This window comes from Stenotrophomonas sp. 610A2 (assembly GCF_030549615.1).
Lineage (GTDB): Bacteria > Pseudomonadota > Gammaproteobacteria > Xanthomonadales > Xanthomonadaceae > Stenotrophomonas > Stenotrophomonas pigmentata.
In genome coordinates this window covers 2,503,211-2,529,250 of record NZ_CP130832.1, presented here as the reverse complement: position 1 = coordinate 2,529,250, position 26,040 = coordinate 2,503,211, and the positions used below count along the sequence as shown (strand labels likewise).

The 26,040-nt window shown below is 62.0% G+C and carries 23 protein-coding genes; 14 read left to right on the top strand and 9 right to left on the bottom strand.

Annotated elements, in window-relative coordinates:
* The first annotated feature begins 331 nt into the window (after positions 1–331).
* The gene (locus tag Q5Z11_RS11285) at positions 332–1,231 is read left to right on the top strand and encodes a LysR substrate-binding domain-containing protein (RefSeq protein WP_303746512.1); all 900 of its coding nucleotides are present in this window, start codon (positions 332–334) and stop codon (positions 1,229–1,231) included.
* A gap of 134 nt (positions 1,232–1,365) precedes the next feature.
* Here the strand turns inward: Q5Z11_RS11285 and Q5Z11_RS11280 are convergent, their stop codons facing one another.
* The 7 genes from Q5Z11_RS11280 to Q5Z11_RS11250 all read right to left on the bottom strand — a co-directional run bounded on the left by Q5Z11_RS11280 (position 1,366) and on the right by Q5Z11_RS11250 (position 9,957).
* Positions 1,366–1,809: a nuclear transport factor 2 family protein gene (locus tag Q5Z11_RS11280; RefSeq protein WP_303746511.1), complete on the bottom strand. Its 444-nt coding sequence runs from the start codon at positions 1,807–1,809 to the stop codon at positions 1,366–1,368.
* Between the two features lie 68 nt (positions 1,810–1,877).
* Complete coding sequence (locus tag Q5Z11_RS11275) at positions 1,878–2,777, bottom strand: type 1 glutamine amidotransferase domain-containing protein (protein WP_303746510.1); 900 nt, start codon at positions 2,775–2,777, stop codon at positions 1,878–1,880.
* A 70-nt stretch (positions 2,778–2,847) separates the two neighbouring features.
* Positions 2,848–3,885, bottom strand: coding sequence for an AraC family transcriptional regulator (locus tag Q5Z11_RS11270; protein ID WP_303746509.1), 1,038 nt, complete (start codon positions 3,883–3,885; stop codon positions 2,848–2,850).
* A 151-nt stretch (positions 3,886–4,036) separates the two neighbouring features.
* Positions 4,037–4,213 carry a hypothetical protein gene (locus Q5Z11_RS11265; protein WP_303746508.1) on the bottom strand — a complete coding sequence of 59 codons (177 nt, stop codon included), beginning with the start codon at positions 4,211–4,213 and terminating at the stop codon, positions 4,037–4,039.
* A 181-nt stretch (positions 4,214–4,394) separates the two neighbouring features.
* Positions 4,395–5,903, bottom strand: coding sequence for an arylsulfatase (locus Q5Z11_RS11260; protein WP_303746507.1), 1,509 nt, complete (start codon positions 5,901–5,903; stop codon positions 4,395–4,397).
* A gap of 102 nt (positions 5,904–6,005) precedes the next feature.
* Positions 6,006–8,315 (bottom strand): patatin-like phospholipase family protein, encoded by a 2,310-nt coding sequence (locus tag Q5Z11_RS11255; RefSeq protein ID WP_303746506.1) that lies wholly within the window; start codon positions 8,313–8,315, stop codon positions 6,006–6,008.
* A 97-nt stretch (positions 8,316–8,412) separates the two neighbouring features.
* Complete coding sequence (locus Q5Z11_RS11250) at positions 8,413–9,957, bottom strand: sensor histidine kinase (protein ID WP_303746505.1); 1,545 nt, start codon at positions 9,955–9,957, stop codon at positions 8,413–8,415.
* Between the two features lie 245 nt (positions 9,958–10,202).
* Here Q5Z11_RS11250 and Q5Z11_RS11245 point away from each other — a divergent pair, with 245 nt between their 5' ends.
* The 3 genes from Q5Z11_RS11245 (at position 10,203) to Q5Z11_RS11235 (ending at position 12,519) form a co-directional block, all read left to right on the top strand.
* Positions 10,203–11,207, top strand: coding sequence for a helix-turn-helix domain-containing protein (locus Q5Z11_RS11245; protein ID WP_303746504.1), 1,005 nt, complete (start codon positions 10,203–10,205; stop codon positions 11,205–11,207).
* A 101-nt stretch (positions 11,208–11,308) separates the two neighbouring features.
* Positions 11,309–11,986, top strand: a complete 678-nt coding sequence (locus tag Q5Z11_RS11240; RefSeq protein ID WP_303746503.1) for a response regulator transcription factor — start codon at positions 11,309–11,311, stop codon at positions 11,984–11,986.
* A gap of 104 nt (positions 11,987–12,090) precedes the next feature.
* Positions 12,091–12,519, top strand: coding sequence for a response regulator (locus tag Q5Z11_RS11235; protein WP_303746502.1), 429 nt, complete (start codon positions 12,091–12,093; stop codon positions 12,517–12,519).
* Positions 12,520–12,537: 18 nt separating this feature from the next.
* Here the strand turns inward: Q5Z11_RS11235 and Q5Z11_RS11230 are convergent, their stop codons facing one another.
* The gene (locus tag Q5Z11_RS11230; RefSeq protein ID WP_303746501.1) at positions 12,538–13,704 is read right to left on the bottom strand and encodes a hypothetical protein; all 1,167 of its coding nucleotides are present in this window, start codon (positions 13,702–13,704) and stop codon (positions 12,538–12,540) included.
* Between the two features lie 229 nt (positions 13,705–13,933).
* On the opposite strand from Q5Z11_RS11230, the gene Q5Z11_RS11225 reads away from it, so the two are divergent.
* The 10 genes from Q5Z11_RS11225 to Q5Z11_RS11180 all read left to right on the top strand — a co-directional run bounded on the left by Q5Z11_RS11225 (position 13,934) and on the right by Q5Z11_RS11180 (position 23,426).
* Entirely contained in the window at positions 13,934–14,290 is a 357-nt protein-coding gene (locus tag Q5Z11_RS11225) for a hypothetical protein (RefSeq protein WP_303746500.1), read from the top strand.
* A gap of 56 nt (positions 14,291–14,346) precedes the next feature.
* Positions 14,347–14,931, top strand: coding sequence for a YidH family protein (locus tag Q5Z11_RS11220; protein WP_303746499.1), 585 nt, complete (start codon positions 14,347–14,349; stop codon positions 14,929–14,931).
* A 147-nt stretch (positions 14,932–15,078) separates the two neighbouring features.
* Entirely contained in the window at positions 15,079–16,005 is a 927-nt protein-coding gene (locus Q5Z11_RS11215) for a formylglycine-generating enzyme family protein (protein ID WP_303746498.1), read from the top strand.
* Between the two features lie 104 nt (positions 16,006–16,109).
* A complete protein-coding gene (locus Q5Z11_RS11210; RefSeq protein WP_303746497.1) occupies positions 16,110–16,916 on the top strand; it encodes a DUF2092 domain-containing protein in 807 nt (268 codons plus the stop codon).
* Positions 16,917–16,918: 2 nt separating this feature from the next.
* Positions 16,919–17,479, top strand: a complete 561-nt coding sequence (locus Q5Z11_RS11205; protein WP_303746496.1) for a hypothetical protein — start codon at positions 16,919–16,921, stop codon at positions 17,477–17,479.
* 57 nt (positions 17,480–17,536) lie between these two features.
* Entirely contained in the window at positions 17,537–18,082 is a 546-nt protein-coding gene (locus tag Q5Z11_RS11200; RefSeq protein WP_303746495.1) for a DUF4136 domain-containing protein, read from the top strand.
* Positions 18,083–18,176: 94 nt separating this feature from the next.
* Positions 18,177–20,747 carry a hypothetical protein gene (locus tag Q5Z11_RS11195; RefSeq protein ID WP_303746494.1) on the top strand — a complete coding sequence of 857 codons (2,571 nt, stop codon included), beginning with the start codon at positions 18,177–18,179 and terminating at the stop codon, positions 20,745–20,747.
* 140 nt (positions 20,748–20,887) lie between these two features.
* Entirely contained in the window at positions 20,888–21,955 is a 1,068-nt protein-coding gene (locus Q5Z11_RS11190; protein ID WP_303746493.1) for a BamA/TamA family outer membrane protein, read from the top strand.
* 16 nt (positions 21,956–21,971) lie between these two features.
* Entirely contained in the window at positions 21,972–22,958 is a 987-nt protein-coding gene (locus Q5Z11_RS11185; RefSeq protein ID WP_303746492.1) for an HAD family hydrolase, read from the top strand.
* A 27-nt stretch (positions 22,959–22,985) separates the two neighbouring features.
* A complete protein-coding gene (locus Q5Z11_RS11180) occupies positions 22,986–23,426 on the top strand; it encodes a hypothetical protein (protein WP_303746491.1) in 441 nt (146 codons plus the stop codon).
* Positions 23,427–23,493: 67 nt separating this feature from the next.
* Here the strand turns inward: Q5Z11_RS11180 and Q5Z11_RS11175 are convergent, their stop codons facing one another.
* A complete protein-coding gene (locus Q5Z11_RS11175; protein ID WP_303746490.1) occupies positions 23,494–25,881 on the bottom strand; it encodes an arylsulfatase in 2,388 nt (795 codons plus the stop codon).
* Between the last annotated feature and the right edge of the window lie 159 nt (positions 25,882–26,040).

The following is a 26,040-nucleotide window of genomic DNA, read 5'->3' as shown; positions in this document are numbered from 1 at the left end:
GGCGCCATGAAGTTAGAAAATCTAATGTATAGATGGGCGCCGATCGGGATGTCAGGCGCTCCGGGCATGGGGTACGGAACCCGCCGCTGCGGCACCGCGCTTTGCTCTCGTCTATTGGATTTACTGCTGCGTTGGCTTTTGCAAGCACCTGTGCGTTATGGCCATAGCGGTTGGGTGCAGCTCTAGATCAGTACGCCCACGCCAGGCTGAGAGCGACAAACCTCGGTCCTTGCGAAAGTTAGCTTTCCTAACCTGCTAAAACGTCGCATGCTGTTGTCCGGCTGGCGTCGCCGGCAAGCGATGCCTTTACTCTGAATCAGGAAAAATCTTCATGGGAGCAGTCCTGCCCTTGCTGGCGTTGCGCGCCTTCGTCGAGACCGGCCGCCACGGCAGTCTCAAGGCGGCCGCCGAGGTCATGGGGGTCAGCCCAGGCGCGGTCAGTCAGCAGTTGAAGTTGTTGAGTGAGCGCACTGGCGTGACGTTGTTCGTACGCAACCGCCATGGGGTAGCGCTCAGTCCTGCAGGAGCGCAGGTATATCCAGCGTTGTTACGTGCCTTCGATACCATCCAGGACAGCATGGCGGTGTTGGAGGCAATCAATGGACGGCAGACACTGACGGTAAGTACCGTGCCAAGTTTTGCTGCGTCATGGCTGGTGCCGCGGCTTGGGCGCTTTACCGAAGCGCATCCGGATATCGAGGTGCGCGTGGAAGCTTCGTCGGTACTGGTCGATCTGCGGCGGGATCGTGTCGACGTCGCGGTCCGCCATGGTCTTGGCAGCTACCCGGGCCTGGTATCCCGGCATCTGGCGTCGCCGGTTCTGCTGCCGGTGGCAAGCCCTCGTTTGCTGGCGGATGGCCCACGTATTCAATCGCCAAAGGACTGCCTCAAGTATCCATTGCTGCAGGATTCGGATCGCAGCGACTGGCGTCTCTGGTTCAAGGCATTGGGGATGGCGGATGACCCACGCATCGAGCGCGGCGCGGCGTTCGATGATGACGTGCTGCTGATACGAGCCGCAGAGGCAGGGCAGGGAATCGCCTTGGTGCGCGACGTGTACGTGCAGGCGGAAGTGGCTGGCGGACACCTTTCGGTCGCACTTGACCGGCCCTGGCCGGCTGCATTTGCCTACTATGCGGTGACCTTGCCTGGCGCGGATGAGAAACCGGCAGTCGCATCGTTCCTGGGCTGGCTGCAGCGTGAGGCACAGGGTCACGACGCTTCGTTCTGAGTGCTGGCAGCCAGCAAGTCCATTGCCGCAGCCCGTTGCTGCGCGCTGTGGCGGCAACGCTGATGCACTGGCAGCGCGGCTGGAATAGCCCAGGCGCGCTGCGAGGCGGTCATTGTCGTTACTGCGGGCGCGGCTTATGACTTCGCAGGCTTGCGCTTGCCACCCCACGACTTGCTGACGATCATCCACTTGCCGTCGATCTTCAGCAGCGCCAGGTAGTCCACGCCGTCCCAGCCGGGGTAGTCCAGCGACACCTTCACCATTGCGATCTCGTCAGTGACGTCGAGGATCTCGTAGCTGCGGTGGCGCTGATCCTCATCTGCAGCTGGCCTGCCTGGAAACCCCGATGCCCATTCCTCGCCGCTGATCGTCCTCACTTTGTTGTCGGTTGTCGAATAGCCGGTGACCACGCCATCTTTGCGGAATGCCTTGTGTATCTCAGCGGCGTCGCCGGCTTCGAAGCCGCGCATCAATTGCTGCATTACCTGGTCGACTGCAGGTCGATTTGCGTTCTGCGCCATGGCAGAGGTGGGAAGCAGGAGCAGTGCTGCTGCAAGGAAGGCTGAGCGGATTGACATGTTCATGGGTGTCCTGGGTAGGTTGGATGCAACGGGATCAGTGAAGCGATTGGTCGCGGCTGCGCGGATCAGTTGCTGGCTGCGTTGTTGGTGACAGGCTTGGCCTGGCTGCGGAGCAGGTCGACCACGGCTTGCGCAAGCGGCGTCGCCGAGGCGTAGTTCTGGCCGGTCAGCACGCGCTGGTCGGCTTCGATGTAAGGCGCCTCGTTGTCCACGGCGCGGAAGATGCCGCCGCGGGCCTGCACGGTTTCCCGGATCAGGAACGGGAACTGCTTGAAGTAGGCCGCATCGCGGTCCTCGTGCTCTTCCGGAAAGCCGGTGATGCGCTTGCCGGCGAGCAGGCTCTGGCCATTGCCCAGCTTGAGGTTCACGATCCCAGCGGTGCCGTGACAGACCGCCGATACCACCCCGCCGTTGTGCTCGTAGACGTGCATGGCGATGGCCTGCAAGCGGCTATCTTCGGCAACGCCGTACATGGCGTTGCTGCCACCAACGTAATAGACGGCGCGATAACGATCGGGGTCGATCCGGTCCGGGGTGGCCGTATTGCGCAGGCCGTCCATGATGCGGGTGTCCTGCAGGCGGGGCTCCATGTCCTGGCTGACATAGCTGTCCAGGATCGGCACCGCGCCGCCCTCCGGGGAGACGAAGTCCACGCCGTAGCCGGCAGCCTGGAAGACATCCCAGGCGTTGACCACCTCGCCGAAGCTGACACTCGCCGGCAGCGTCGAGCCGCCGTGGACCTTGCTGCTGGCGATGATGAACAGGATCCGGCCCTGTTTGGCGTCGGTGCCGGCGGCCGTCCCGGCTTTGCTGGTGGAGATTGCCGCGAAGGTGGCTGGTGCCGATGCGCTGGCCAGTGGATTGCTCAGGACGCCGCGTCCACTGGCGTGGGCGCTTGGGGAGGCGCCTGGCCAGGCGAACAGCAGCAGTATCAGCAGGGTGGGGATGAAGCGGGATATGGGCATCGGTGCTGACTCGTGGTGTGGAGTCAGCAGGCTAGGCGATCCCTTTCAAATCAATGTCTTGGGAATTAATTCAGGAGTGCTGGAATCGATTCCCGGAGTCGCTTGCAGCCGCACGGAAGGCTGCAGGCGTAATGCCTTCATGTTTCTTGAAGGCGCTGTGGAAGGTCGACATGGACTGGAAGCCGGCCTGTTCTGCAACCAGCTCCAGCGGCTTCGCGGGCAGCTGCAGGAGGAGCTCTTTGGCCTCGACCACCCTTAGTTGTGCCAGGTACTGCTTGAACGAGGTCTGCTGGTTGTCGTTGAGCAGCTGCGACAAGCGGGTCTGCGGTATGCCCAGCCGGCGCGCAAGTCGCGGCAGGGTCAGGGCCGGATCGAGGTGCAGACGCTCACTGCCCATCAGCTCGGCCAGGGCCTGCAGTTGCGGGGCGGCATCGGCGTCGGAAATCCGCCGATCCTGGTAGGGCTCGATCGGTGCCTGGCCGGAGCGAAGCCGCAGATAAACCAGCACGCTGGCAGCCATGACGAAGGTGAAGGACAGCGCGCCAACAATGTAAGAGGTATAGCCGGAGGTGAAATAAGCCGCCCAGATCAGCCAGACCCCGACCAGCGCGCCGAGCAGCAGCTTGCCCGATGGCGTCGACATCACACCACTGCGGTGGCGGTACAGCTGCGCGCTGGCAAGCAGCAGGTAGCCAAGCCAGACGTACTGGATGGCAGGGGTCAAAGTCCACCGCCAGAGCTCGGGATGGCTGGGGTAGGGCAGGAACAGATTCACTGCGGTGGCTGCCGCCAGCAGTGCGCCAACATGCCAACGGTCGACGCTGGTCAGTCCAGCGCTGTTACGTTGGGCAGAGCGTAATAGAAAGAACAGGCACGGCCCGATCAGGAAGCAGGCGGTCAGCCCGAGCTGCAGAACGACTCTGGGAATGTCCGGCCAGAAGTAAAAAGCGACCGATTTGCCGGTGCGTACGCCGACCACCAGGATCAGCAGTGCAAGCCAGCGCTGGGTGGGCTCGCCCTTGGCCCGTGACCACAGCAGGGTTGCCGCGATCAGGCCATTGAAGGCGCCGAGCATGGCGAAGAAGAACAGGAAGTGTTGGCTCAGCATCAGCGGAGTATTGAGAAAAACCCCTTCCAGTCAAGTTACGCCTGCGCTGCAGGTCCCCACTCCAGGCGGAAACCCGACATACGACGCGATGGAAGTGTGCGCCCTGATGAGGGCTCGGCGGTGGAGGCCACGCCAATACGGCCCAGCTGACTCATTCGACCTTGACCAGAATTATCCCCACGGCTGCGCACCAGCACACCAGCACAAACCACGTCAGCACGGCATTGGCGGTAAGACCTCGATGGCGTACCGCCAGGCTGACCACCAACGCGGCCACCAGCGGGACGACGAACAAGCTGATGACCCAGAACCAAGGATGGTCTTTCATGGGGACTCTCTTGTGCTGGATGCTGTGGAGAGGACGTCATGCCTGTGCGTAGAACAGCATCCGGTCAAACGTGTGGCGCGGGCCGTTTCCAAACGCTGCGCAGACCTCGTTAGGCTGCGCAGCGTCAAAGGCACTTCTGCCTTGCAGAAGATTCCGGCGGGGGCCGAGCGGAAGCCGGAGCTCAGGATTTCGGCATCATTGATTCAACGACCCGGTCGATGGTAAAGCTGGCAGACTTCGCCCTCGGCGGAAATTCCTTGAAGCTTTCCAACCATTTGACCAACAGTGGTGGGGCCGCATACATCAGGAAGTTCTGCTGCAATAGCCAATCGTTGTACTTGATGCTCTCCTCGCCGCGCTCGAACGGATCCGAGCGCAGGTCGAAGAATTTTGGAACCCGCATTTCGCGTAGCGGCGTTCGCCACACTTCGATTCCGCTCTCTACCTGCTCGAGGAACACGACCTTGTAGCGCCCAATGCGCACGGCCATGCACTCACCGTCATCGCTCCAATAGATGAAGGCCTTGCGCGGGGACTCGGCTTCTTTTCCGCGCAGGAACGGCAGCAGATTCTCGCCATCCATGTGCACCTTGAATTGCTGCCCGTTCAGTGCATGTCCTTTCTTGAGGTTCTCGACCAGATCCGTATCACCGTTTGCTGCAGCAAAGGTTGGGATGAAGTCCTGCAAGGAGGCAATATCGTTGATGACGCGGCCCGGCTCGATCACCCCCGGCCACTTCCATACGCAGGGAATACGCCAGCCGCCTTCCCAGTTGGTGTCCTTCTCACCGCGGAACGGGGTCGCGCCACCGTCCGGCCAGGTCATCACTTCAGCACCGTTATCGGTGGTGAACACCACCATGGTGTTGTCGGCGATCCCCAGATCATCGAGTTTCTTCAGCAGCTCGCCAACGTAGCCGTCCAGCTCGACCATGCCGTCCGGATACAGCCCCAACCCGGTCTTGCCATGTGATGCCGGCTTGAGATGGGTGAAGACATGCATGCGGGTGGGGTTGACGTAGCAGAACCAGGGCGTGCCAGCACTATTGTTGCGGTCGATGAAGTCCAGTGCCGCGCCCACGAACTCCTCGTCCACCGTTTCCATGCGCTTGCGGGTAAGCGGCCCTGTGTTCTCGATCACCTGCTTGCCGACCTTGCCGAACTGTTCGTCGACGGTTGCATCGTCCTTGTCCGTCGCCTTGCACTTGAGCACGCCGCGCGGCCCGAAGCGCTTGCGAAACGCGGGGTCCTTCGGGTAGTTCTCATACTCCGGTTCTTCCTCGGCATTGAGGTGATAGAGGTTGCCGAAGAACTCGTCGAAGCCATGCACGGTAGGCAGGTGCTCGTTGCGATCGCCGAGATGGTTCTTGCCAAACTGGCCGGTCGCATAGCCGTAGCTTTTGAGTACGTTGGCCACAGAAGGATCATCCTTTCCAAGGCCCAACGTGGCGCCTGGCATGCCGACCTTGGTGAGGCCTGTGCGGATCGGCGATTGCCCGGTAATGAATGCGGCACGGCCGGCGGTACAACTTTGCTGGCCGTAGAAATCAGTGAACTTCGCACCCTCTTTGGCGATGCGATCGATATTGGGAGTGCGGTAGCCCATGATGCCGTCGTTGTAGCAGCTGGCGTTGAACCAGCCGATGTCGTCGGCCATGATGAACAGGATGTTTGGCTTCTTGGCGTCCATGGTTTGGCTCCGGGGTTTAACTGGGAAGCCTACGGATCTCAGCACGCTGGCGAACCCGAAAAAGCAGCAGGATCGCGGCAGTAAAACTACCTAGCTGCGTGTCTATTTACTCATCGGCTGCAGCAGCGAACCAAATGTCAGGTACCACGAGGACTGGCCCTGGTCGTTGTAGCCGTAAGCCAGGAACATCGGCCCGAGTGGAGTATTGATTGCAGCGAAGAGGCTGCCAGCCAGGACCAGGTCGTCAGCGTCCACCGCTGCACGGGTCTGCCAGACGTTGCCTGTCTCCACGCTGGCACCTAGGTAAACCGGCAGTGAGAACAGGCGGGTGGTGTCGCCGGTGCGGCGGTAAACCACTGCACGCAGCAAGGCACTCTGGTTGCCGAACAGGGCGCGCTCGTCGTAGCCGGAGAGATTCAGGAAGCCACCGAGAAAGCTCTGCGCGCGGAAGAAATGATCGTCGTCCACTGCGCTGCTCAGGTGTGCGCCAAGCAGCAGGTGGTAGCGGCCCCAGGCATGCGCCCAGTCGCCGGTAATCCGCACTACATCACCGTCCACGTCAGCGCCCAGCGCCTGCCGGTACATTTCGTAATCGAGATCCAGGCGCCAGCCGCGGGTGGGGAAGTTGATGCTGTCCAGCGAGTCCCAGGTGGTGCCCAGGGTCAGTGCTGCGAAATCCTGCTTGTCACGCTGGAAGTCCAGTGGGTTACCAATCAGCTCGTCACTGCTGTCACGGCCGCGTGCGATATCCGCGCTGATTCGAAAGGTGGGGGTCGGGGTGTAGCCAACGGTCAGGCCAAGTGCGCGGCGTTTGATCCGGTACTCTGCGATCTGCTGGTCGCCTGCCCACAGCGGCAGCGTCTCGGCTTCCGCCTGCAGGCTCGGTTGCAGGTAGAAATTGGAGGCTGCGCCCAGTGGCTGATGGAACTCGGAATGCAGGCCGCTTATATGCCCGGCGCGCAGAACGTTGAGCCATTCCCCCCCCCAGCGGTTGATGTCGGCAACCGTCAGCTCGGCCGAGATCATGTAGCTGTTGCGGCCGGCAAAGTTGTCGCTGAGCTGGAAACCAACCTTGCCGAACACCGACCAGGGCCGGTCGGTGGGGATGATCTGCAGGCCGCGTTCGCCGTCGCGTTCCATTACGCGGTAGTCCAGCTGCTGGAAGCGGTTGGAGCCATAGGCGACGCCCAGATCCTGCTGCAGGCGTTCGACATCCAGCGGCTGCCCAACTTCACCCTGCAAGGCGCGCTGCACGCGTTGTTGCGCGGCGACAGAGTGGCTGGGGGCGATTTCCAGGAAGCTGACCAGGCCGGGGTCAAAGTCCCGCTTGCGCTGCTGTGCACGGTAGGCCGTGTAGTGCTGAGGATCAACGGCATGCTTGCGCAGCTGTGGCAAGGCCGCCTCCGCGGCTGCGACGCCAGCGGCGATTGCTTCCTTGCCACGGTCAAACTGTGCGGCACTGATATCACCGAGCTCGGGGCGAATGAGCACATCCTCAGGGCCAAGCGTGGCCAGCTGACGCTGGGTCTTCTCGATCATCAGTGCGCCGATCATCTGGTCCATGATCGCCACCGGATTGGTCAGTGAGGCTTCCGTGCGTAGCGGTGAGCCGACGTCGATCACGATCAGCTGCTGCGCGCCCATGTCGCGGACCACGTCGATCGGCACGTTGTCGACCATGCCGCCGTCAACCAGAAGATGCCCGTCCACGCGCAACGGGGCGAACGCACCTGGCACGGACATGCTGGAGCGGATCGCCAGTGCCAGGTCGCCGCTCTGCATGACAACCCGTTGACCGGTGCCGATGTCGGCGGCAACGGCGCGGAAAGGGATGGGCAATGCAGCGAAGTCGTCCACATTCCAGCTGGACAGGGTCAGGCGCCGTAGCAGCAGCAACAGCTTCTGTCCCTGTACCAGTCCGCCCGGCATCACTACCTTGCCATCGCGGATGCCGAGCTCGAGATTCAACAGATAGCGGAAGTCCGCATCCTTGCGCCGCATCGGCTGATCGCGCCGTGGGGCGTCGTCGACAAACAGATCTGCCCAATCCAGGGTTTCGATCAGGGATTGCAGCTCGTCGGTGGTATAGCCGCTGGCATAGAGCCCGCCGACAATTGCGCCCATGCTTGTGCCGGCAATCTGACAGACCGGAATGCGTTCGCGCTCCATCACCTGCAGTACGCCGATATGTGCTGCCCCGCGCGCGCCGCCGCCACCCAGCACCAAGCCAACGCACTGTGTCGGAGGCTCCGGCAGGGTTGGGGTCGATGCATGGACGGGAGTTTGCGCCGCCGCTGCGCTGGGCAGGCAGATCGCCAGCAGAATGCCTGCCCAGCAACCCCAAGCACAGCGCTGCCGGGCCCGCCTGTCGGTTGTCGGTGCACGCTCGCGTTGCTTGGCAGGGTCGGGCATGCGGAGCTCCAACGCGCCGCTGCCGCAGCGCCAACGGTCGAGCCAACATTGTGCGAGGCGCGACCAACGTGGGCTGCGGTAAATCTACTGGGGGCTGCTAGGTAGTTTCGCTTATCGGCGAATCGGCCAGTGCGGGGCGGTGGATAGGAAAGATGATCGACAGCAGGGTGCCGCTGTCGCGAGCCCGCTGCAGGTGTGAGCTGCCCCCTAGAAGCCTTGCGCGCTCCTCGATGCTGATCATGCCCAACCCGCGGCGGACGCCGCGACCATCAAGGTCAACGCCTACGCCGTCATCTTCGATCTCCAGCAACCCTTGGCCACTGCCAAAGTGCAGTCGCACCCATGCGTTGTGCGCATGCGCATGCTGGTTGACGTTGTGGATCGCCTCCTGGGTGATGCGGAACAGGTTGAGCTTCTGCTGTTCGTCCAGCACGTCTTCGTCGTTGATGTCGCAGTGAACGCGGGTGTTGGCGTGCCTGCAGGAGCTGCCGCACAGGCCACGCAGTGCGCTGGACAGGCTGGTGTAGCGCAGCAGGCTCGGGTGCAGGTCGTGCGAGAGCCGGCGAACATCGCCGGATACTTCCAGCACCTGCTCCTGCAGGCGCTCCATCTGCTCGCGTGCCACGGCCGGAGCTGCGCGCTTGAGCGAGCTGAGTTGGATGGAAATCGCAGCCAGCGACTGGTTGATGTCGTCGTGCAGGTCACGCGCGATGCGGGTTCGCTCTTCTTCCTGAACACGCAGCATCTGCGCGGTCATGTCAGCCAGACGCGTGCTTGCAGCCTGCAGCGAACTGCGCGCGCTCTGCCGCTGTTCCACCAGCACGCTCAGCAGGAGCAGGGTGATGCCATCGCCAAATGCCCACAATTGCACTGCCAGCGTGGTGCGCTGGCCATCACCCATGGCCAGCGGACCCCAACCATGGGTGCTGATCGCCATGCACAGCACGGTCGAACATGACAAGCCGAGGAATGCTCCCGCAGGTCCCAACACCAGTAGCAGCCCCGCCATCAGCAGGGTGGAGGCCAGCATCAGTACCGGCTCGGCCATTGGTGAAGCCCAGGGCAACATCCATGCAATCCACAACAGCAGCAGTGATGCCAATGCCAGGAATGCGTGCAACGGTGGCAACAACCGGTTGGCCCTGCCTCGCCGATGCATGCGCACCAAGGCGATGAAGGTGGGCACGATAAGCAGGTAGGGCAGGGCATTGGCCAGCAGCAGGTTCTGCCAGGTGCCGGAAAAGTCGGGCAGTGGTGTGTTGCGCAGCACCAACAGAGTCCAGCCGGTACTGGTCAGCGGTAGTGCCAGCACCGCTATCACCCAGAATGTGGCGACCTGTGGAAAGTCCACCCTCACCACATCGAGCAGGCCGAACTGGCGGATCAACAAGGTGGCGGCGGTGACCAGTATCAGCAGGCCGAGGATCAGCGAGCTGGTCTCCGCCGCGGTAGCACCACGCAGTGCCAGCACGCCGATGCAACCAAGCAGAGCACCGGCGAAGCACGCAAGCCACTCGCGATAGGGCCGCCATAGCAATGCGCACATCAAGGCTGCGCCGGGCATCCACAGCGCATGGCCACCGCGACCGGAGATCCATGGCTCCACGGACACCAGCTGGGCGGTGGCAGCAATGGCCGCCATGCCCGCAAACCGGGTTGTGGCTCGGTGTGACTCAATCTGTGACAACTGCACCAAAAGGCTGCGCACACCCATGCACGTAGCTCCATCTTCACATGGCGCCATCGCTGCATCGCACATGCTGTGCCGCCGCTGAAAGGGCAGGCTGCTACGCGAACGGCGATGGGAGCATTGATCCCGCCCCCGTTTCACCCTTTGTTATACGGCGCACGGATCCAACCCGCTATCCACTTTCCGACAGGTGAGCGATGGACGCCACGATTCTTGCAGCTCACGGCATGCAGTACGGTTGCCTCGATATAGACGGATTCAACCCTGACGCGTTGCTGGGTGTGGTCAAGGACACGAGTTTCGAGCAGCGCCTGCTTGGAGCAGGCTACTTCAAAGCCCGTGCGCAGCGCCTGGTGTTTCCAGCATTCAGCCTGGACCGCGGCACTTACACCCAGCAGGTGCTGGCCAAGGGCATGTTTGCCCCCGACATGATGGGTTTGGCATTGGCAACCCGCTGCGGCGAACCTATGTGGCTCAACGGCCGCCGCGTCGAGGAAGGGCAGTTGATGATCTTCGCCGAAGATCGCGAGTTGGCGGTGCGGTCGGTATCACCCTTGTGGCAGTGGGCGGTGTTGCGTATCCCGCGCAGCAGCTTGCAGGCAGCCATTTTCTGCCGCCTCAGGCGCGAGCTGGCGCTGCCCCAGCACGGATGGAGGCTTTGTCCGCGAACAGCAGACCGCAACCTGAAGCTGAGGATGCGCGTGCAGCTTGCCTTGCACCGGGCGTCGCAATGGGGCCCTTCAACCCCGGTCGCCGAAGCAGACATGCTTGGCGAACTGCTGCTGGATGCGTTCGTCACTGCGTTGGAGCGTGCGTCTGGTGCTGGCGAGGCTGTTGTAACCATGGATCGCCTGCAACAGAAGGAGCGTTTTCTGCAGCGGGCCGAGGCATACCTGCGCAGTCACGAGGCGCAGCAGTTCAGCAGCCGCTCGCTGGAGTCGGCATTGTCGATGAGCGAGCGGCAGATGGAGCGTGTGTTTCGCGATATCTACGGCATGACGCCAAAGCGCTGGTATCAGGTGGCGCGTTTGAACCAGGCACGCAAGCTGCTGCTGGACGAGCCTGGCAGTCGTGTAACCGAGATTGCGTTTCGCTCAGGGTTCTCTCACCTCGGTCGTTTTGCCAGTGACTACCGCGACTTGTTCGGTGAGCGGCCAAGTGAAACGCACACAGCATGCAATAAAACAAAAAAATCACACTGACTACACGCTCAGCTAATACCATGCGGCCTACATAAGGGGGCTTGCGCTATCTGCGCGGCGCTTTCCGGTTTTCGCTTTCGCTATCTGGTGGAGGTGCATGAATGGAAACACGCTCTTTGCAAGAAGCGGGGCCGAGCCTGCGGGTGTTGGTCGCCGACGATCACGTGATGGTCGGCGAGGGGGTCGTCCGCCTGTTGCGTGACCGATTCTCTGAAGTCCGCCTGGTCCTGTCTGGCGAGGCACTGCTGCGCGCGGTCCGGGCAGGCGGTGTGGACATCGTGGTCACCGATATCAGCATGGATGACATGACCGGTATTGATGTGATGCGCCGGCTACGTGCTGAAGGTGACAGCACTCCCTTCGTGTTCCTGACCATGCACCATAGCTGCGCCATCGTCGCCGAGGCGCTGCGTACCGGCGCGGGGGGTTACGTACTCAAGACAGCAGCAGGCGATGAGCTGCTGCATGCCATGGACGAAGTGTTGGCTGGGCGGGTGTATCTGGCCTCCGGGCTGGCGGCCATGGCACTGACCTCCGCTGGGCGGGTTGACCGTTTCGCGCTTACGGACAAACAGCGGCGTATTCTCGATTGGGTCGCGCAGGGCCTGCGCTCCAAGCAGATCGCCTACGAGCTTGGGGTGTCGGTGCGAACGGTGGAATCGCACAAGTACGCGATCATGCAGCAGATGGGGGTGCACGGAACGCTGGAGTTGGTGCGTAGGGCGCACCAGCTCGGGTTGATCAAGGCCTTCCGTGACGAAGGCCAGCAACTGGCCTGAACAAAGCAAGTAGTTTTACTTGCAGCTGGCTGGTTGTTTTCCTGTGGCGGCAACGTTGGGCACAGGCCAACATCGCATCGACGACGGTTGCGTCGGTGAAAACAATGAAGCCGATTCGGGTACTGCTGGCAGAAGACAGCATGGCGGTAGCCCGGCCGCTGCAGATGCTGCTTGCCACCGAGTTTGATGTGGTTTGCTGGGTCGAGGATGGGCACTCACTGCTGTCGATGGCGCGCGATCTGCGGCCACAAGTGGTGGTCACCGATATCACCATGCCGGGGCTGGATGGACTGGCAGCGGCTGAGCAGCTGCTCGCCGAAGGCGTGGTTGAGTATGTTGTTTTCATCACTATGCACGATGATCCAGCACTGGTGCAGCGTGCGATGGCGCACCCGCATTGCGGTTATGTGCTGAAGGCCGACGCGGGCGAAGAGCTGCTGTTCGGCATGCACGAGGTGCTTGCGGGAAGGCCCTTCATGTCCGCATCTATCAGCAAACGGATGGATGCCGAGCACACCGATTCCCCGCCGTGACGCTATCTGCTGCCGACCTCAGAACAGGATCGAGGCCAGCTTGCGCACCAGACTGTCGACCGACATCGCGAAGAACACCAGTGGCAGCAGGGGAGCCGCTGCCGTCAGCAGCATCCACAGCACGTTGCCGCGGCAAATCGGTATCAACGACATATTGGCAAGGCTGGCATACACGCTGCCGAAGTCGGCCAGGGCCGACGGCTGCGGGCTGTCCACCAGGCGCGGTGTCTCTTCCTCTGGCCGCCCGCGCTTCCAATACAGATCGAAGCTGCGAATGGCGCGGTGGCCGAGTGCGCTGTACTTGAGCAGCGCATGGCGCTTGGCGCGTATCAATGCGGGTGACAGCAAGCCCAAGGGCGCCAGGAACAATACAGTCGAACCAATGATGTAGGCGGCCAGTAGATAGCGGACATCGGCGAGCGTCTGCCCGGCATAAGCAAAATGATTGATACAGCTGCCTGACAGCACAATGCCGCCGGCCAGCGACAGTGCGGAGAAACGTTGTTGCGCGAAGCCCAGAAAGCCGAGTCCGCCGGCCCCATCAGGATGCGGTGGGCGCAGGTCAAGGTCCAGCCGGGTCAGCCGCCACAGCAATACGGTCCAGATCAGGAAGCGCCAGATCCACATCAGGCCTACCAGGCGAAACAGCGGCATTGATACCCACCACGCCCACCACGCCGCGACCGATGCGGCGCCATCGGCACGATTGTGCCAGCCGCTGATCTGGTGCAGCTCGGTGACGATTGGCGCGCTCAGAAAGGCCGGTACCAGCGCTACCAGCAGGCATAGCCATTCCGGGAGGTGCGAATCGCGCAAGGCACGTGCACGCGTGACCAGCGCGTCGAAGGCTTCGCGCTGGCTGTGTGGGATCAAGCCGGCACGGTTGAGCTGGCGCACGGCGCTGCGCAGCAGGCGATCAGCAGGTGCGGCGGCAAGCACAAGCAAAGGCAGGGCCAAGGCAAAACGTGCATAGACCGAAGCGTCGGCACTCAACGGCATGGTGACCTTTCCAGGCAGCAAGGTGCCTTCCGACGCAGAGATCAGCACCAAGGGCAGGCAAGCTAGCAGAACCAGCAGCGTCGCCAGCAGCGGTGGCAACGAGTGCCTGCTGTGCAGCAGGCCTAGCCGATGCATGATGCGATAGACCAGCCCGCCCCGCATCAGCGACAAGTCGTCGGATGTCATCCTATGCGGCCTCTTCGCGACGGACTGACGCGGTGCAGCCAGCTTAGTGACCGGGCGTCGCGCAACCAGCAGTAAAAATACTGAACCACCATCAGTAGTAATCGTGATTGTCTGCGTTGCCCGCCGCGACCATGCTGCCCACTCAGCCAGAGGAGTGTCGCCCGTGGATGGCTTCCTGGAGTATCTGCACCGGTTTGCCAGCGATATGTTCGGGAGAGCCGATGGGCCGATGACCTTTCGATTCTTCCTGCAGCCGACGATGGCGTTCCTGGCCGCGCTGCACGATGGCATCAAGGATGCAAAGCTGGGCCGCTCACCGTACATGGTTGGGTTGATGTCCTCGCCGCACAACGAGCGCGTGCAGTCGATCCGCGAAGGTGTGACCGCGGTGACGCGGGTCTTGCTGCTCGGCGTCGCAATGGATGTGATCTACCAGTTCAAGGTGTTCGGCGCCTTCAAATACCCGTTGGAGACCTTCGTCATCTCGGTATTGCTGGCCTTCATTCCCTATCTGTTGCTGCGCGGGCCAGTCGCCCGTGTCGCCAGATGGTGGAACCTGCGCAACGCTGGCGGGCGTCACTCATGAAGCACAGGAACAAAGCTGTCGTGCACGCTGATGCGCACGCGCGGCCGGACCGCAATGTGTCCCAGCCGATTCCCCCGATTCCGGATGTGAGCCAGGACAACAGCGACGAAGCGTCAGTTGCCTACTCGGCATACCGTACGGGCCTGTCCAATCACCGGACCGGGCTGTCCGAGCATCGCACCGACCTGTCCGAGTATCGGACGGACCTGTCCAGCGATCGCAGCGAGATGTCGATGCGGCGTACGGGAATGTCCTTCCAGCGTACCCGCATGAGTGCTGACCGGACGCTGATGTCGATCATGCGCACGGCGTTGTCGTTGATCAGCTTCGGCTTCACGATCTTCCAGGTCTTCAGCAAATTGATTCACGACACGGACCTGCGCTTGGCGTCCAATGCGCCGCGAAATTTCGGCGTGGCAATGGTCGCGCTGGGCATCCTGGCGCTGACGTTGGGCATTGTCTATCACTTGAACTTCATGAGAGCGCTGCGGCAGGAGCGCAACCAGATGGTGCAGCAAGGTCTGTTGCATGGGGAGAGCCCCTATCCGATATCTGCGACCTTGATCACCGCGGGCCTGCTCTGGCTGCTCGGATTGTTTGCGATTGTCAGCATGGTCTTCAACGTGGCGCCGTTCGCCTGAGTGAAGCTCGTCATCCAGCTGGCTGCTGTGCCACTGCTCGGTTTGATTGGTGCTGGCCGCGAGGTACTCGACGGATCAGCACTTGGATAGAACAGGATTCCGCCACGCCATCGAACGAATGGCAACACTTCTGCAGGGAGAGCCCAGATGTGCCAAGCAAGTGAAGTTCCTGTATCGATCCCGGGCGGCGTGTTCGTCATGGGTTCGGACGATCACTATCCCGAGGAACGTCCTGCCCACAAGGTGAGGGTGGCGCCGTTCCGTATTGACGTCAGTCCGGTCACCAACTACCAGTTCAGGCAGTTTGTCGAGGCAACCGGGCATGTGACCTTGGCCGAGCGGCCAGCCAATCCGGAGGACTATCCGGGTGCGGACCCTGCGATGCTGGTGCCGTCGTCGGTGGTGTTCGTGCCGCCGCCAGGGCCGGTGGATCATTCGGACCACTATCAGTGGTGGCAGTACATCGCGGGCGCTGACTGGCGCCACCCGCGTGGTCCCGAGAGCTCAATCGAAGGCCTGGACTTGCATCCCGTAGTGCAGGTTGCGCATGAGGATGCAGCGGCCTACGCCGCTTGGGCCGGAAAACACCTACCCAGCGAAGCCGAGTGGGAGTTCGCCGCTCGCGGTGGCCGCGCCGATAGCGAATTTGCCTGGGGCGATGAGCTGGTTCCAGGCGGTCGATTCATGGCCAACACCTTCCAGGGTGAGTTTCCGTGGCGCAACGACAAGCATGACGGCTATGAGTGGACATCGCCGGTAGGCGCATACCCGGCTAACGGCTACGGCTTGCTGGACATGATTGGGAACGTCTGGGAATGGACCGACGACTGGTACGGCTCCCATCACGAACTGCAGGGAAAGCCGTGCTGCGCCATCGACAATCCTCGCGGCGGCAAGCAAGAGCACAGCCATGACCCGCACAGTGCCATTGCCATACCGCGCAGGGTTACCAAAGGTGGCTCGCATCTTTGTGCGCCTAGCTACTGCAGGCGCTATCGGCCCGCAGCACGGATGGCGCAATGCATCGACACGGCGACGTCGCACCTTGGGTTCAGGTGTGTGGTGCGCGGGTAACTGCTGATGCAACAGCCTCCACCGGCAGCATCGGGGACCACGTAATGACATGACGATTGCCGGCGAACGCAGCGAATGTGAGCCTCGTAAACGGAGCAGAACGCATGAATACGACAAAACGAATAGGCATCGTTGCCGGAGCCGCGCTGTTGCTGTCGGCGCTGCCTGTGACCTTGCAGGCTGCCAAGCCTGCTGCGGTTGCACCTGCGGAGGCGCAGAGCCCTGCGGTGGACGCCGAAGCCGTAGCCGCGCTGGAACGAATGGGCGCTGCATTGCGGGCACTGAAGCAGTTCACGCTTGCGTCGGAGGCCAGTACCGAAGTAGTGCTCGACAACGGCCAGAAAATCGAGCTGGACAGTCAGCTCAAGTACCAGGTGCAGCCGCCCAGGCATCTGTTCGTGGATATCGAAAGTGCGCGTGCCCATCGCCAGCTTTATTACGATGGCAACACGATGACGCTGTATTCGCCACGCTTGAAATACTACGCCAGCGTCGATGGAGTCAACGCGACCCTGGGTGAGCTCGCCGGAAAACTGTGGAACAACTACGGCATCGATCTGCCCTTGGCCGACCTGTTTCAATGGGGAAGCGCCACAGCGCCGCGTCCCACGCTCATATCGGCAAACCATATAGGCGCTGGGAGCGTGGATGGTACGCCGGTCGAGCAATACGCCTTCCAGCAAACGGATGTGGATTGGCAGCTGTGGATCGGTACAAGCGATAACCTGCCGCGAAAGATCGTCATCATCAGTCAGGATGATCCCGCGCAGCCTGCGTACACGGCGCGCTTGAAATGGGATGTCCGTGCTCCCATCGCGTCCACAGCGTACACATTCACGCCGCCGAAGGATGCTGCGCGTATCGGCATCCTCGTTGTCGATGCGGTTGCCATGCAGCCAGAGGGGAAATGAACATGCGTGCACCTAACGAATGCCGATTCTCCATCCCGGCGGCGGGCGCACTGCTGCTGGCCTTCGCAGTTGGCGTGGCAGTGGACGCGCAGGCGGCGCGTGGCGGTGGTGTTGCGGGCCACCAAGGCGGAGCCCGCGCGACCGCGCGTACCAGCGTCAACCGGCCGGCGACCAGCCCTGCGCACAACAGGCAGGCCGGTGGCCAGACGCCGCGGCACGACATCAATCGTGGTGGTGGTACCAACAACAACGCCAACATAAACCACAACCGCAACGTGAACCGCGACATCAACCGCAACGTCAATGTCGACGTTGATGTGCATGACGATCATCACGATCACTGGGACGATTGGGACGACCATCCGTTCGCGACGGCAGCAGCGGTCACCGCTGGCGTTGCCGTCACCTCGGCGGTGATCGGCTCGATCGTCACTTCGCTGCAGCCCAATTGCGTCACCACCGTCATCAACGGCATCGCCTACCAGCAATGCGGCAATACCTGGTACCAGCCGCAGTACGCCGGGACCAATGTGCAGTACATCGTCGTCAATCCACCACGCTGAGTGCTTTCCGTACGTCTGCCAACGCAGGCCACGGCCAACCCCGACTGGAGAACTGCAATGAAGATCCTCACCATGGCATTGGCCACCTTGACGCTGGCTGCCTGTACGTCGACACCGACGGTCAAGACGGACCAGGCCAGCAATGCGAATTTCGCCAACTACCATTCCTATTACTGGGCACAGAAGCCCTCCGGCGTGTCGCCGCTGGTCCAGCAGCGGATCGTGGACGGTATCGATGCGCGGCTGCGCGCCAAGGGCTGGACACAGGGTCAAAGCAGCGGCGATGTTGCCCTGGCCGGGCATGTGGCTACCTCGCAGAAGCAGACCCTGGACACCTTCTACACCGGTACCGGCATGGGTGGCTGGGGTTGGCGCGGTGGCTGGGGCGGCGGCATGGGGATGGGTTCGGCAAGCACGACGGTGCATACCTACGATGTTGGGACGCTGGTGCTGGACATGTTCGACGCGCGCACCCAGCAGGCGATCTGGCGTGGCACGGCCAGTGGCACGGTTCCCAGCTCGCCAGAGAAGGTCAACGAAGCAGTCGAGGCAGGCTTGAACAAGATGTTTGCCGAGTTCCCGGGGGGTTCTTCCACGCCTTGAAGCACGACAGGTTTGTCTTGGCGCGGGCCCGGCCCTCTCCCACTGGCTCATGGCCGGTTCCGGGCCCGCGCCGTTTTTATCGCTCAGCATCGTGATGTCCGTATCGGGGTGGCATATGTGCAACGCATGGTTTGGTGGAAGCACGGTGGTGCGCTGGTTGCTGCTTGCAATCATGGCCGTCAGCAATCCGGCTGGTGCCGCGGGCCAGCCGCCGCCTCCGCGCGCAACCACCACGGACAATGTCGACGCGCGTCCGTTCCCACGCGCATACTCCGCTGACGGCATCAACTTCCATCTGCACCAGCCACAGTTGCAGTCGTGGCAGGGCGAAACGCTGCGTGGGCAGATGGTGATGTCGGTGGACACCGGCGAACAAACGGGTGCGGATGGCAAAAAGCTGCCCACCGCCGACTACGGCACCTTGGATTTCAGTGCACAGACCCAGGTAGACAAACAGGCACGTGCCGTGGTGCTGTCGGACACCGTGATCAGCAACGCCAATTTTCCAACCGCTACCGACAGGCAGGCAGCGTATCTGGCTGCCGCACGCAAGCAACTGCTGGCAACGCCGACGCTGACGGTGTCGCTGGACCAACTGGAGTCGGCACTGGCCATTGTCGGCGCAGCCGCACCAACACCGTCCCAGCCCGTGCGCAATGATCCACCGGAGATCATCTTCAGCATCACGCCAGCTGTGCTGGTGCTGGTGGACGGCAAACCCGTGCTGAAGCCTACCAACGTGGCTGGCGTGCAGCGGGTGATAAACAGCCGCTCGTTGCTGCTGCAGCGGGAAGGGCGCTACTACCTGTCGTTGGGTGGGCGCTGGGCCAGCGCCGCCACACTCGCCGGCCCCTGGAGCCCGGAAGCCACGCCTGCTGCAGCGCTGCAGCAGGCAGCCAAAGCAGCGCTCGATAGCAGGCAGGTGGATGCGATGGCTGAGCCGCCGGCAGCACTGAAAAGCATGTTGGACGCTGGCCAGTGGCCGGAGATCTACGTGCACAGCAGTCCTGCCGAGCTGATCTCGGTACAGGGCGAGCCGGCGTTCGCAGCGATCCCCGGTACACAGCTGAGCTATATCACCAATACCGGCGCCGACGTGTTCGTCGATGGTGCCGCAGGGCATCGCTGGTACGTACTGGTGTCGGGGCGCTGGTTCAGTGCGCAGAGCAGCCACGGCCCGTGGACGTACGTCGCATCACGGCAACTGCCTGCCGGCTTCGCAAAAATCCCGCCGGACCACCCAAAGAGCGGCGTCCTGGCTTCGATTGCCGGCACCCCGGAAGCGCGTGAAGCACTGATCGCCAACAGCATTCCGCAGACCGCCAGCGTGCAGCGCGGCAGCGTCAATCTGGACGTGATCTATGACGGTGCACCGAGTTTCGTGGCAATCGAAGGGACCAAGCTGCAGTACGCACGTAACACCGCAACGCCGGTGCTGCGGGTGGATGCCAGCCATTTCTATGCTGTCGACAAAGGCATCTGGTTCGTCGCCAATACCGCAATCGGCCCGTGGACGGTTGCAACGTCGGTACCGGCAGTGATCTACAGCATCCCGACGCGCTCAGCGCTGCACTACGTCACCTACGTTCGTATTTACTCGCATGACAACGACCAGGTGCAGGTTGGCTATACGCCGGGCTACTACGGCACCGTGGTGTCCGACAACGTGGTGGTGTACGGCACTGCATATCCCTGCAATCCCTGGATCGGCACGTACTGGTACGGCTGTCCGTTGACCTATGGCATGGGTGTGTACTTCGGCTGGAACGCCTGGGTTGGTTGGACGTTTGGCTGGGGTTGGGGCTGGTACGACGGTTGGTACGGTCCTTATAGTCCCTGGTGGGGACCGTGGTACGGGCCCGCCACGCCGTGGGGTTGGTGGGGCGGTGGTGCGGCTGCATGGAATGTCTACGGGCATTGGGGCAATGCCGCCGTGCGCGGTACCGCTGCGGCATGGGCCGACCCATGGACCGGAAATGTTGGTCGCGCCGCACGCGGCGGCTTCTACAACGAGGCGACAGGCGGCCGTGGTGTTGGCCGCGCTGGCATCAACACCAATCTGTACACCGGCACTACCACAGCTGCCGCACAAGGTATCCGTTACAACCCGCAGACCGGCCGCGTGGTTGCCGGTGGTGGCGCGGTGGCCGTAAATCCCTATACGGATCGCGCAGCAGCGGCAGGCGCACGAACCGTGGTCAACGACCGTACCGGCCGGGTGACCGAGACAGCGGGTGGCGCGGTTGCCGGACCGCATGGTGCTGCCGGTGGCGCGGCCTTCGATACGCAAGACCGGGCGGGCAATGAAGCCAAGGGCGCTGGTGGTTTCCACTACAACGCCGATACCGGCACGCTGCATCATGGCGGTGTCGTCGACGTCAATGACAACATCTATGCCGGTCACGATGGCCATGTGTATCACTACAACGACGGTGACTGGAGCCAGGTAACCCGTCCGGACACCTCGAAGAACCTGAGCGGACAGACCCGGCAATCACTGGATCGCGACCGTGCCGCGCGCGAACGTGGTGACGAACGCATCAGCGCCCGCCAGCCCACCCATGTGAATGTACCGCGCAGTGGCGGCGGTAGCGGTCGACCTGTCGGTGGCTTCCGGCCAGGGCTGGGCGGTGGACGGATGCATGGCGGCGGATTCCGCCACTGATGCGTGCGCGGCTGCCATTGCGGCTGCTGGGCGTGCTGGCATGCGCAGCTTGTCTGCATGCGGCGGCAAAGGCACCGCGGGCTGCTGTTCCAGATGAAGCTGCCGAAAACGCAGAGGAGAGGCCCGGATTCTGGGAACTGATGCACGATCCGCAGGACGGCAAGCTCGACGCGTCCCGCTGGCTGCTGGAGCGCAAGGGCGGCTTCCTGCCTGTGCCCATCATCATCACCGATCCGGCGGTAGGCAATGGTGGCGGCGTCGCGCTGATTTTCTTTCGCCCGAACGCGCGACCTGCAGCCGAACCGGACAGCAGCGAAAAGCTGGCGATGGTGGCGCCGGACATCTATGGCGTGATGGCGATGCGTACCTCCAACGGCACCGAAGCATTTGGCGCTGGTGCGGAGTTGCATTTCGACGAGGACCGTTGGCGATATCGCGGTGGTGTCGGTAAAGCATCTGTGAATCTGGATTTCCACACGCCTGGCAACAAGCTGCTGGCACCGCGTGAGATCAGTTACAACACCGATGGCATTGCCTCGTTCCAACAGGTGTTCCGGCGTCTCGGCAAGCGCGACCTTTACCTTGGCCTGGCCTGGATCTATATGGATCTGGAGCTTTCGTTCAACCAGGACAGTGATCGCACGTTCTTCACTGACAAGGAACTTGCCAGCAAGACTTCCGGGCTGGGGGTGTCATTGGAGTACGACAGCCGTGACAACACATTCACCCCGTCACGTGGTTGGCTGGGAATGGTGGAAGGAAACGCCTATGACGAAGCCTTCGGCAGCGACAGCAACTTCCAGAGCTACCGAGGGCACGCTTACGGTTATGTGCCTTTGGGCAGCCGCACGGTGCTCGGCCTGCGTGCAGACATGCGCTGGGCCAATGGCGAGGTTCCTTTCTATCGCTTGCCGTATATCGACCTGCGCGGCATTGGCTCGGCGCGTTACCAGGACCGGCGCGCGGCCACATTGGAGAGCGAGCTGCGCTGGAATGTCAGCCATCGCTGGGCCTTGATTGGCTTTGTCGGTGCCGGCCGTACCTGGGGCCGCCATAACAGCTTTGCGGACGGATCCAGCCAGGTCAGCAAAGGGGCGGGTTTCCGCTACCTGCTGGTTCGCCAGCTGGGCATGTATGCCGGCATCGATTACGCCTGGGGGCCGGAGGACGAAACCTTCTACATCCAGATGGGCAGTGCCTGGCGCTAAGGGACAGGAGAATGAAATGAACAGAGTTCTGATACGGGGCATAGTCCTGTTTGCAGCGTTGCTGATCCAGGTTGGCGCCTGGGCCGCCGAGCCCCTGCCATCGTGGCAGAACGGACCGTCGCGCAAGGCGATCATCGCATTCGTCGAGCGTACTACCAGCGCAGGCTCCGCTGACTTCGTGCCGGAGCCGGAGCGTATTGCCACCTTCGACAACGATGGCACGCTATGGGCGGAGCAGCCGGTGTACTTCCAGGTGTTCTTCCTGATGGAGCGGGTGCGCGCACTGGCTGCGGAGCATCCGGAAATGAAGGACACCGAACCCACTCGCTCCATCCTCGCCGGCGACATCAAAGGGGCATTGGCAAGCGGGGAGAAGGGTTTGATGCAGCTCATGGCAACCACGCACGCAGGCATGAGTGTGGATGAGTTCCACGCTCAGGTGCTGGACTGGGCCGAGCACGCACGCCATCCCACCAGCCAGCGCCGCTTCACCGACATGATCTATCAGCCCATGCTGGAGTTGCTGGACTACCTGCGAGCGCATGGCTACACCACGTATATCGTCTCCGGTGGCGGACAGGAGTTCATGCGGCCTTGGGCCGAGCAGACCTACGGCATCCCGCCGAACCAGGTGATAGGCAGCTACGGCGAGCTCGAATACCGGCTGCGCGATGGCGTGCCGACCCTGATGAAACTGCCCGAACTGGGCCTGTTGGATGACCATGCCGGCAAGCCGGTTGCCATCCAGCGCTTCATCGGGCGCCGCCCACTGTTCGCCTTCGGTAATTCCGATGGCGATCTGGAAATGCTGCAATGGACCAGCGCAGGGCAGGGACCGCGTTTCGCTGGCTTGGTCCACCACACCGATGCCGAGCGTGAATGGGCCTATGACCGTCATTCGAAGATAGGCACCTTGGACAAGGCGCTGGACGCGGCAGCCACCGGCAAGTGGGTTGTCGTGGACATGAAGAACGAGTGGAAGCGCGTGTATCCGGATAAGTGAGTGCTCTGCCCATGACCGGATGGAGGCGTGCTGTTCAACTATGCTGTTTCCCGGATGGACAACCTGACGAGGTGGCTCATGAAAATCAAAGCTGGTTATCTGCTCCTAGGCGTGCTCGGCGCGGTGGTGACCATTGCACCACCTGCCGCCGCCGAGCCGTCCAACAAGTGGCGGATCGCGGTGAACCATAGCGCCAATGTTGCTGGTGAACTTGAGTTCTCACTGACACCCGAAGGAGCGCAGGCGAGCAGCCTGGTTGTGCCAATACCAGCGGGAACCCACGAGAACCGCGTGGCGCATCTCATCCGCGATGCAATTCGCAAGCAGTACGGGACGTCGCTGTACAAGACCGAGATCGATGACGGCGAGGATGTGCTGGTCAAGGTTCGCGGACGCAACCCTGATATCGACCTGGTGCTGGTGAGAAACACCGCAGAAGGGCTGAGCCTGCACCTGAGCAGGGAGTGATAGCCATAGATTGAAAAAGCAAAGAGCGCTGCGCAAACGGGCAGCGCTCTTTGTTGGTGGGTGTCAATCAGGCCTTGGCGGTCTTCTTCGCTGTTGCCTGCTGTTTCACCGCAGCGCTTGTTTTCTTGGGTGCGATATCGAGCTTCCCCAGCCGGATCTGCACCTGTTTGATCTTGCCGGTGTAGACAAAGGGAAGCTCGTAGGTGAAGTCGATCGGTGAGCCGATATCCATCCCGATGTCCAATCCTTCGCCCAGCGAGAACTGCACCGGCACGGTACGCTCAAGGCGTCCCTTGAGCAGGGTTTTGCCATTGGCGCTGAGGGTGATCGTCCCACCCTTGCCCATGCCGCCGCCGTCGTACTTGAAGTCGACCACCAATTTCGTCTTGCCGGGTGGAAGTGCCTGGGTGGCGGCGAAGGTGCTGCGTTCCTGGGAGAGGAAGTTGTAGACGAAGGTCGGCTTTCCGTCGCGAAGATAAAGGCCATAGCCGCCTTCCAGCCCGCCATGGGTGACGATCATGCCCTCGGCAAGTCCCTTGGGCACCTCGATTTCAGCGGTAATGGTCCAGGATTTGTTGAGCATCGGCGGTGAGGCACCATCCGGCACGGCAATCGTACCGGGGTAGTAGATAATCTCCTCGCGGCCACGAACCAGGCTGGGGCGGCCCATGGCTTCGGAGTTCAAGCGCGCGCTTGCCCGCCAGTCCAACGGCAGCACGTTGTACTTGGCGGCCTCAACCCACCAGGCGTCCTGCAGCTGCCGCAGTTTCTCCGGGTACTTGCGCGCGAGGTCATTGGCCTGCGAGAAATCCTCCGCCACGTTGTAGAGTTCCCACGGCGCGGTGTCCGGATCCCATTCGCCGCGGTTCGGCTCCCACGGAACGAACGATGGCGAGGAAGCCATCCATCCGTCGTGATAAAGACCTCGGTTGCAGCCGAGCTCGAAGTACTGGGTCTTGCGGGTCTCCGCGGCCTTCGCATCCCACAACGCGGAGGCGAAACTGACTCCTTCGATTGGCTTTTGTGCAACGCCATTGAGTTCGCGTGGCGCAGTCACCCCGCAAAGTTCATACAGCGTCGGCACAAGGTCGATGGTATGCAGGAACTGGCTGCGCAATGCACCCTTGTCCTTGATCCTGGCGGGCCAGGAGATGATCATCGGATTGCGGGTGCCACCGAAGTGCGAGGCGACCTGCTTGGTCCATTGGAACGGCGCGTTCATTGCATGCGCCCAGGCGGAGGGAAAGTGGTTGAAGTGCTTTGGTCCGCCCAGCTCATCAATGACCTTGATGTTGTCAGTCCATTTTTCGCTGATGCCATTGAAGAACAGGTTCTCGCACAGCGAGCCTTCAAGCCCGCCTTCAGCGCTGGACCCGTTGTCGCCAGCGATATAGATGAAGATCGTGTTGTCGCCACCCGGAAGTGCCTTGCAGGCATCGACGACGCGGCCGAGCTCGTAGTCGCAATGGGCGGCGTAGCCGGCAAACACTTCCATCATCCGCGCGTAGAGGCGCTTCTGGTCAGCATTGAGCGAGCTCCATGCCGGCAATCCCTTCGAGCGGGTGGTCAACTTGGTGTCCTTGGGAACGACGCCCAGCTTCTTCTGCCGCTCCAGAGTCAGCTCACGGTACTTGTCCCAGCCACCATCGAACTGCCCTTTGAATTTGTCCGCCCACTCACTCCATATATGGTGCGGCGCATGCGTAGCGCCGGTGGCGACATAGAGCATGTAGGGGTGGTTGGCAGCCAGGCTACTGACCTGGCGTACCCAGGCGATGGCCTTGTCAGCAATGTCGGTGGTGAGGTGGTAATCAGGATCGGTCGATCTCGGGACGAGGTTGCGATTCTCGTAGAGGATCGGATCCCAATGGTTCATGTCGCCCGCGTTGAAGCCATAGAAATAGTCGAACCCCAGTCCATTGGCCCAGCGATCGAATGGCCCGGCCTGGCTGGTGTCCCACGGCGGTGTGTTGTGGTTCTTGCCTATCCAGGCGGTCATGTAGCCGTTCTGGCGCAGTACTTCCCCAATGGTTCCGCAGCTCTTTGGCAAGACGCAGGTGTAACCGTCGTAACCAGTGGCCAGCTCGGTGATACCGGCGAACGAGGCAGAGTGATGATTGCGCCCGGTGATCAACGCAGCACGGGTTGGGCTGCACAGCGCAGTGGTATGGAAGCGGTTGAAGCGCAGGCCTTCGGCGGCCAGCTTGTCCATCGTTGGCGAGGGAATTCCACCACCGAAGGTACCGTACTGGCCAAAGCCGCAGTCATCAATCAGCAGCAGGACGATGTTCGGTGCGCCCTCGGGCGCGGCTACGGGTTGCGGGAACTGCGGTGGATCCGACTCCAGGTAGGTCCGGCCAACTTCGCCGGGAAACTTGAAGTCCGGGCGAGGGAGAATGTTGGGAGTAAGGGTGGACGAAGTGCTGGACGCTGCGCCGGAACGTTTGCTGGCCATGAGTGTCTCTCTCCAGGAGGTCGGTACTGAACTTCCGCCGATACGTTCAGAGCACCCGGAGAAACGATTGCGGGAGCGACGGGGCGGCGTTGCTGCAGGGAAGGGATTGCCCGTTGAAATATGTGCCTGCGCCAGTACGCCGGCTACAGAAAAAAGGCC

Bases quoted from the DNA above. Each gene is read 5' to 3' on its own strand.
- Q5Z11_RS11225 (WP_303746500.1), top strand. From the start codon at position 13,934: ATGACCTTTCGATTCTTCCTGCAGCCGACGATGGCGTTCCTGGCCGCG.
- Q5Z11_RS11185 (WP_303746492.1), top strand. From the start codon at position 21,972: ATGAACAGAGTTCTGATACGGGGCATAGTCCTGTTTGCAGCGTTGCTG.
- Q5Z11_RS11230 (WP_303746501.1), bottom strand. From the start codon at position 13,704: ATGACATCCGACGACTTGTCGCTGATGCGGGGCGGGCTGGTCTATCGC.
- Q5Z11_RS11250 (WP_303746505.1), bottom strand. From the start codon at position 9,957: ATGGCGGCCATTGCTGCCACCGCCCAGCTGGTGTCCGTGGAGCCATGG.
- Q5Z11_RS11240 (WP_303746503.1), top strand. From the start codon at position 11,309: ATGGAAACACGCTCTTTGCAAGAAGCGGGGCCGAGCCTGCGGGTGTTG.
- Q5Z11_RS11280 (WP_303746511.1), bottom strand. From the start codon at position 1,809: ATGTCAATCCGCTCAGCCTTCCTTGCAGCAGCACTGCTCCTGCTTCCC.
- Q5Z11_RS11255 (WP_303746506.1), bottom strand. From the start codon at position 8,315: ATGCCCGACCCTGCCAAGCAACGCGAGCGTGCACCGACAACCGACAGG.
- Q5Z11_RS11265 (WP_303746508.1), bottom strand. From the start codon at position 4,213: ATGAAAGACCATCCTTGGTTCTGGGTCATCAGCTTGTTCGTCGTCCCG.
- Q5Z11_RS11195 (WP_303746494.1), top strand. From the start codon at position 18,177: ATGTCCGTATCGGGGTGGCATATGTGCAACGCATGGTTTGGTGGAAGC.
- Q5Z11_RS11245 (WP_303746504.1), top strand. From the start codon at position 10,203: ATGGACGCCACGATTCTTGCAGCTCACGGCATGCAGTACGGTTGCCTC.
- Q5Z11_RS11175 (WP_303746490.1), bottom strand. From the start codon at position 25,881: ATGGCCAGCAAACGTTCCGGCGCAGCGTCCAGCACTTCGTCCACCCTT.
- Q5Z11_RS11235 (WP_303746502.1), top strand. From the start codon at position 12,091: ATGAAGCCGATTCGGGTACTGCTGGCAGAAGACAGCATGGCGGTAGCC.
- Q5Z11_RS11190 (WP_303746493.1), top strand. From the start codon at position 20,888: ATGCACGATCCGCAGGACGGCAAGCTCGACGCGTCCCGCTGGCTGCTG.
- Q5Z11_RS11285 (WP_303746512.1), top strand. From the start codon at position 332: ATGGGAGCAGTCCTGCCCTTGCTGGCGTTGCGCGCCTTCGTCGAGACC.
- Q5Z11_RS11200 (WP_303746495.1), top strand. From the start codon at position 17,537: ATGAAGATCCTCACCATGGCATTGGCCACCTTGACGCTGGCTGCCTGT.
- Q5Z11_RS11215 (WP_303746498.1), top strand. From the start codon at position 15,079: ATGTGCCAAGCAAGTGAAGTTCCTGTATCGATCCCGGGCGGCGTGTTC.
- Q5Z11_RS11210 (WP_303746497.1), top strand. From the start codon at position 16,110: ATGAATACGACAAAACGAATAGGCATCGTTGCCGGAGCCGCGCTGTTG.
- Q5Z11_RS11270 (WP_303746509.1), bottom strand. From the start codon at position 3,885: ATGCTGAGCCAACACTTCCTGTTCTTCTTCGCCATGCTCGGCGCCTTC.
- Q5Z11_RS11275 (WP_303746510.1), bottom strand. From the start codon at position 2,777: ATGCCCATATCCCGCTTCATCCCCACCCTGCTGATACTGCTGCTGTTC.
- Q5Z11_RS11260 (WP_303746507.1), bottom strand. From the start codon at position 5,903: ATGGACGCCAAGAAGCCAAACATCCTGTTCATCATGGCCGACGACATC.
- Q5Z11_RS11205 (WP_303746496.1), top strand. From the start codon at position 16,919: ATGCGTGCACCTAACGAATGCCGATTCTCCATCCCGGCGGCGGGCGCA.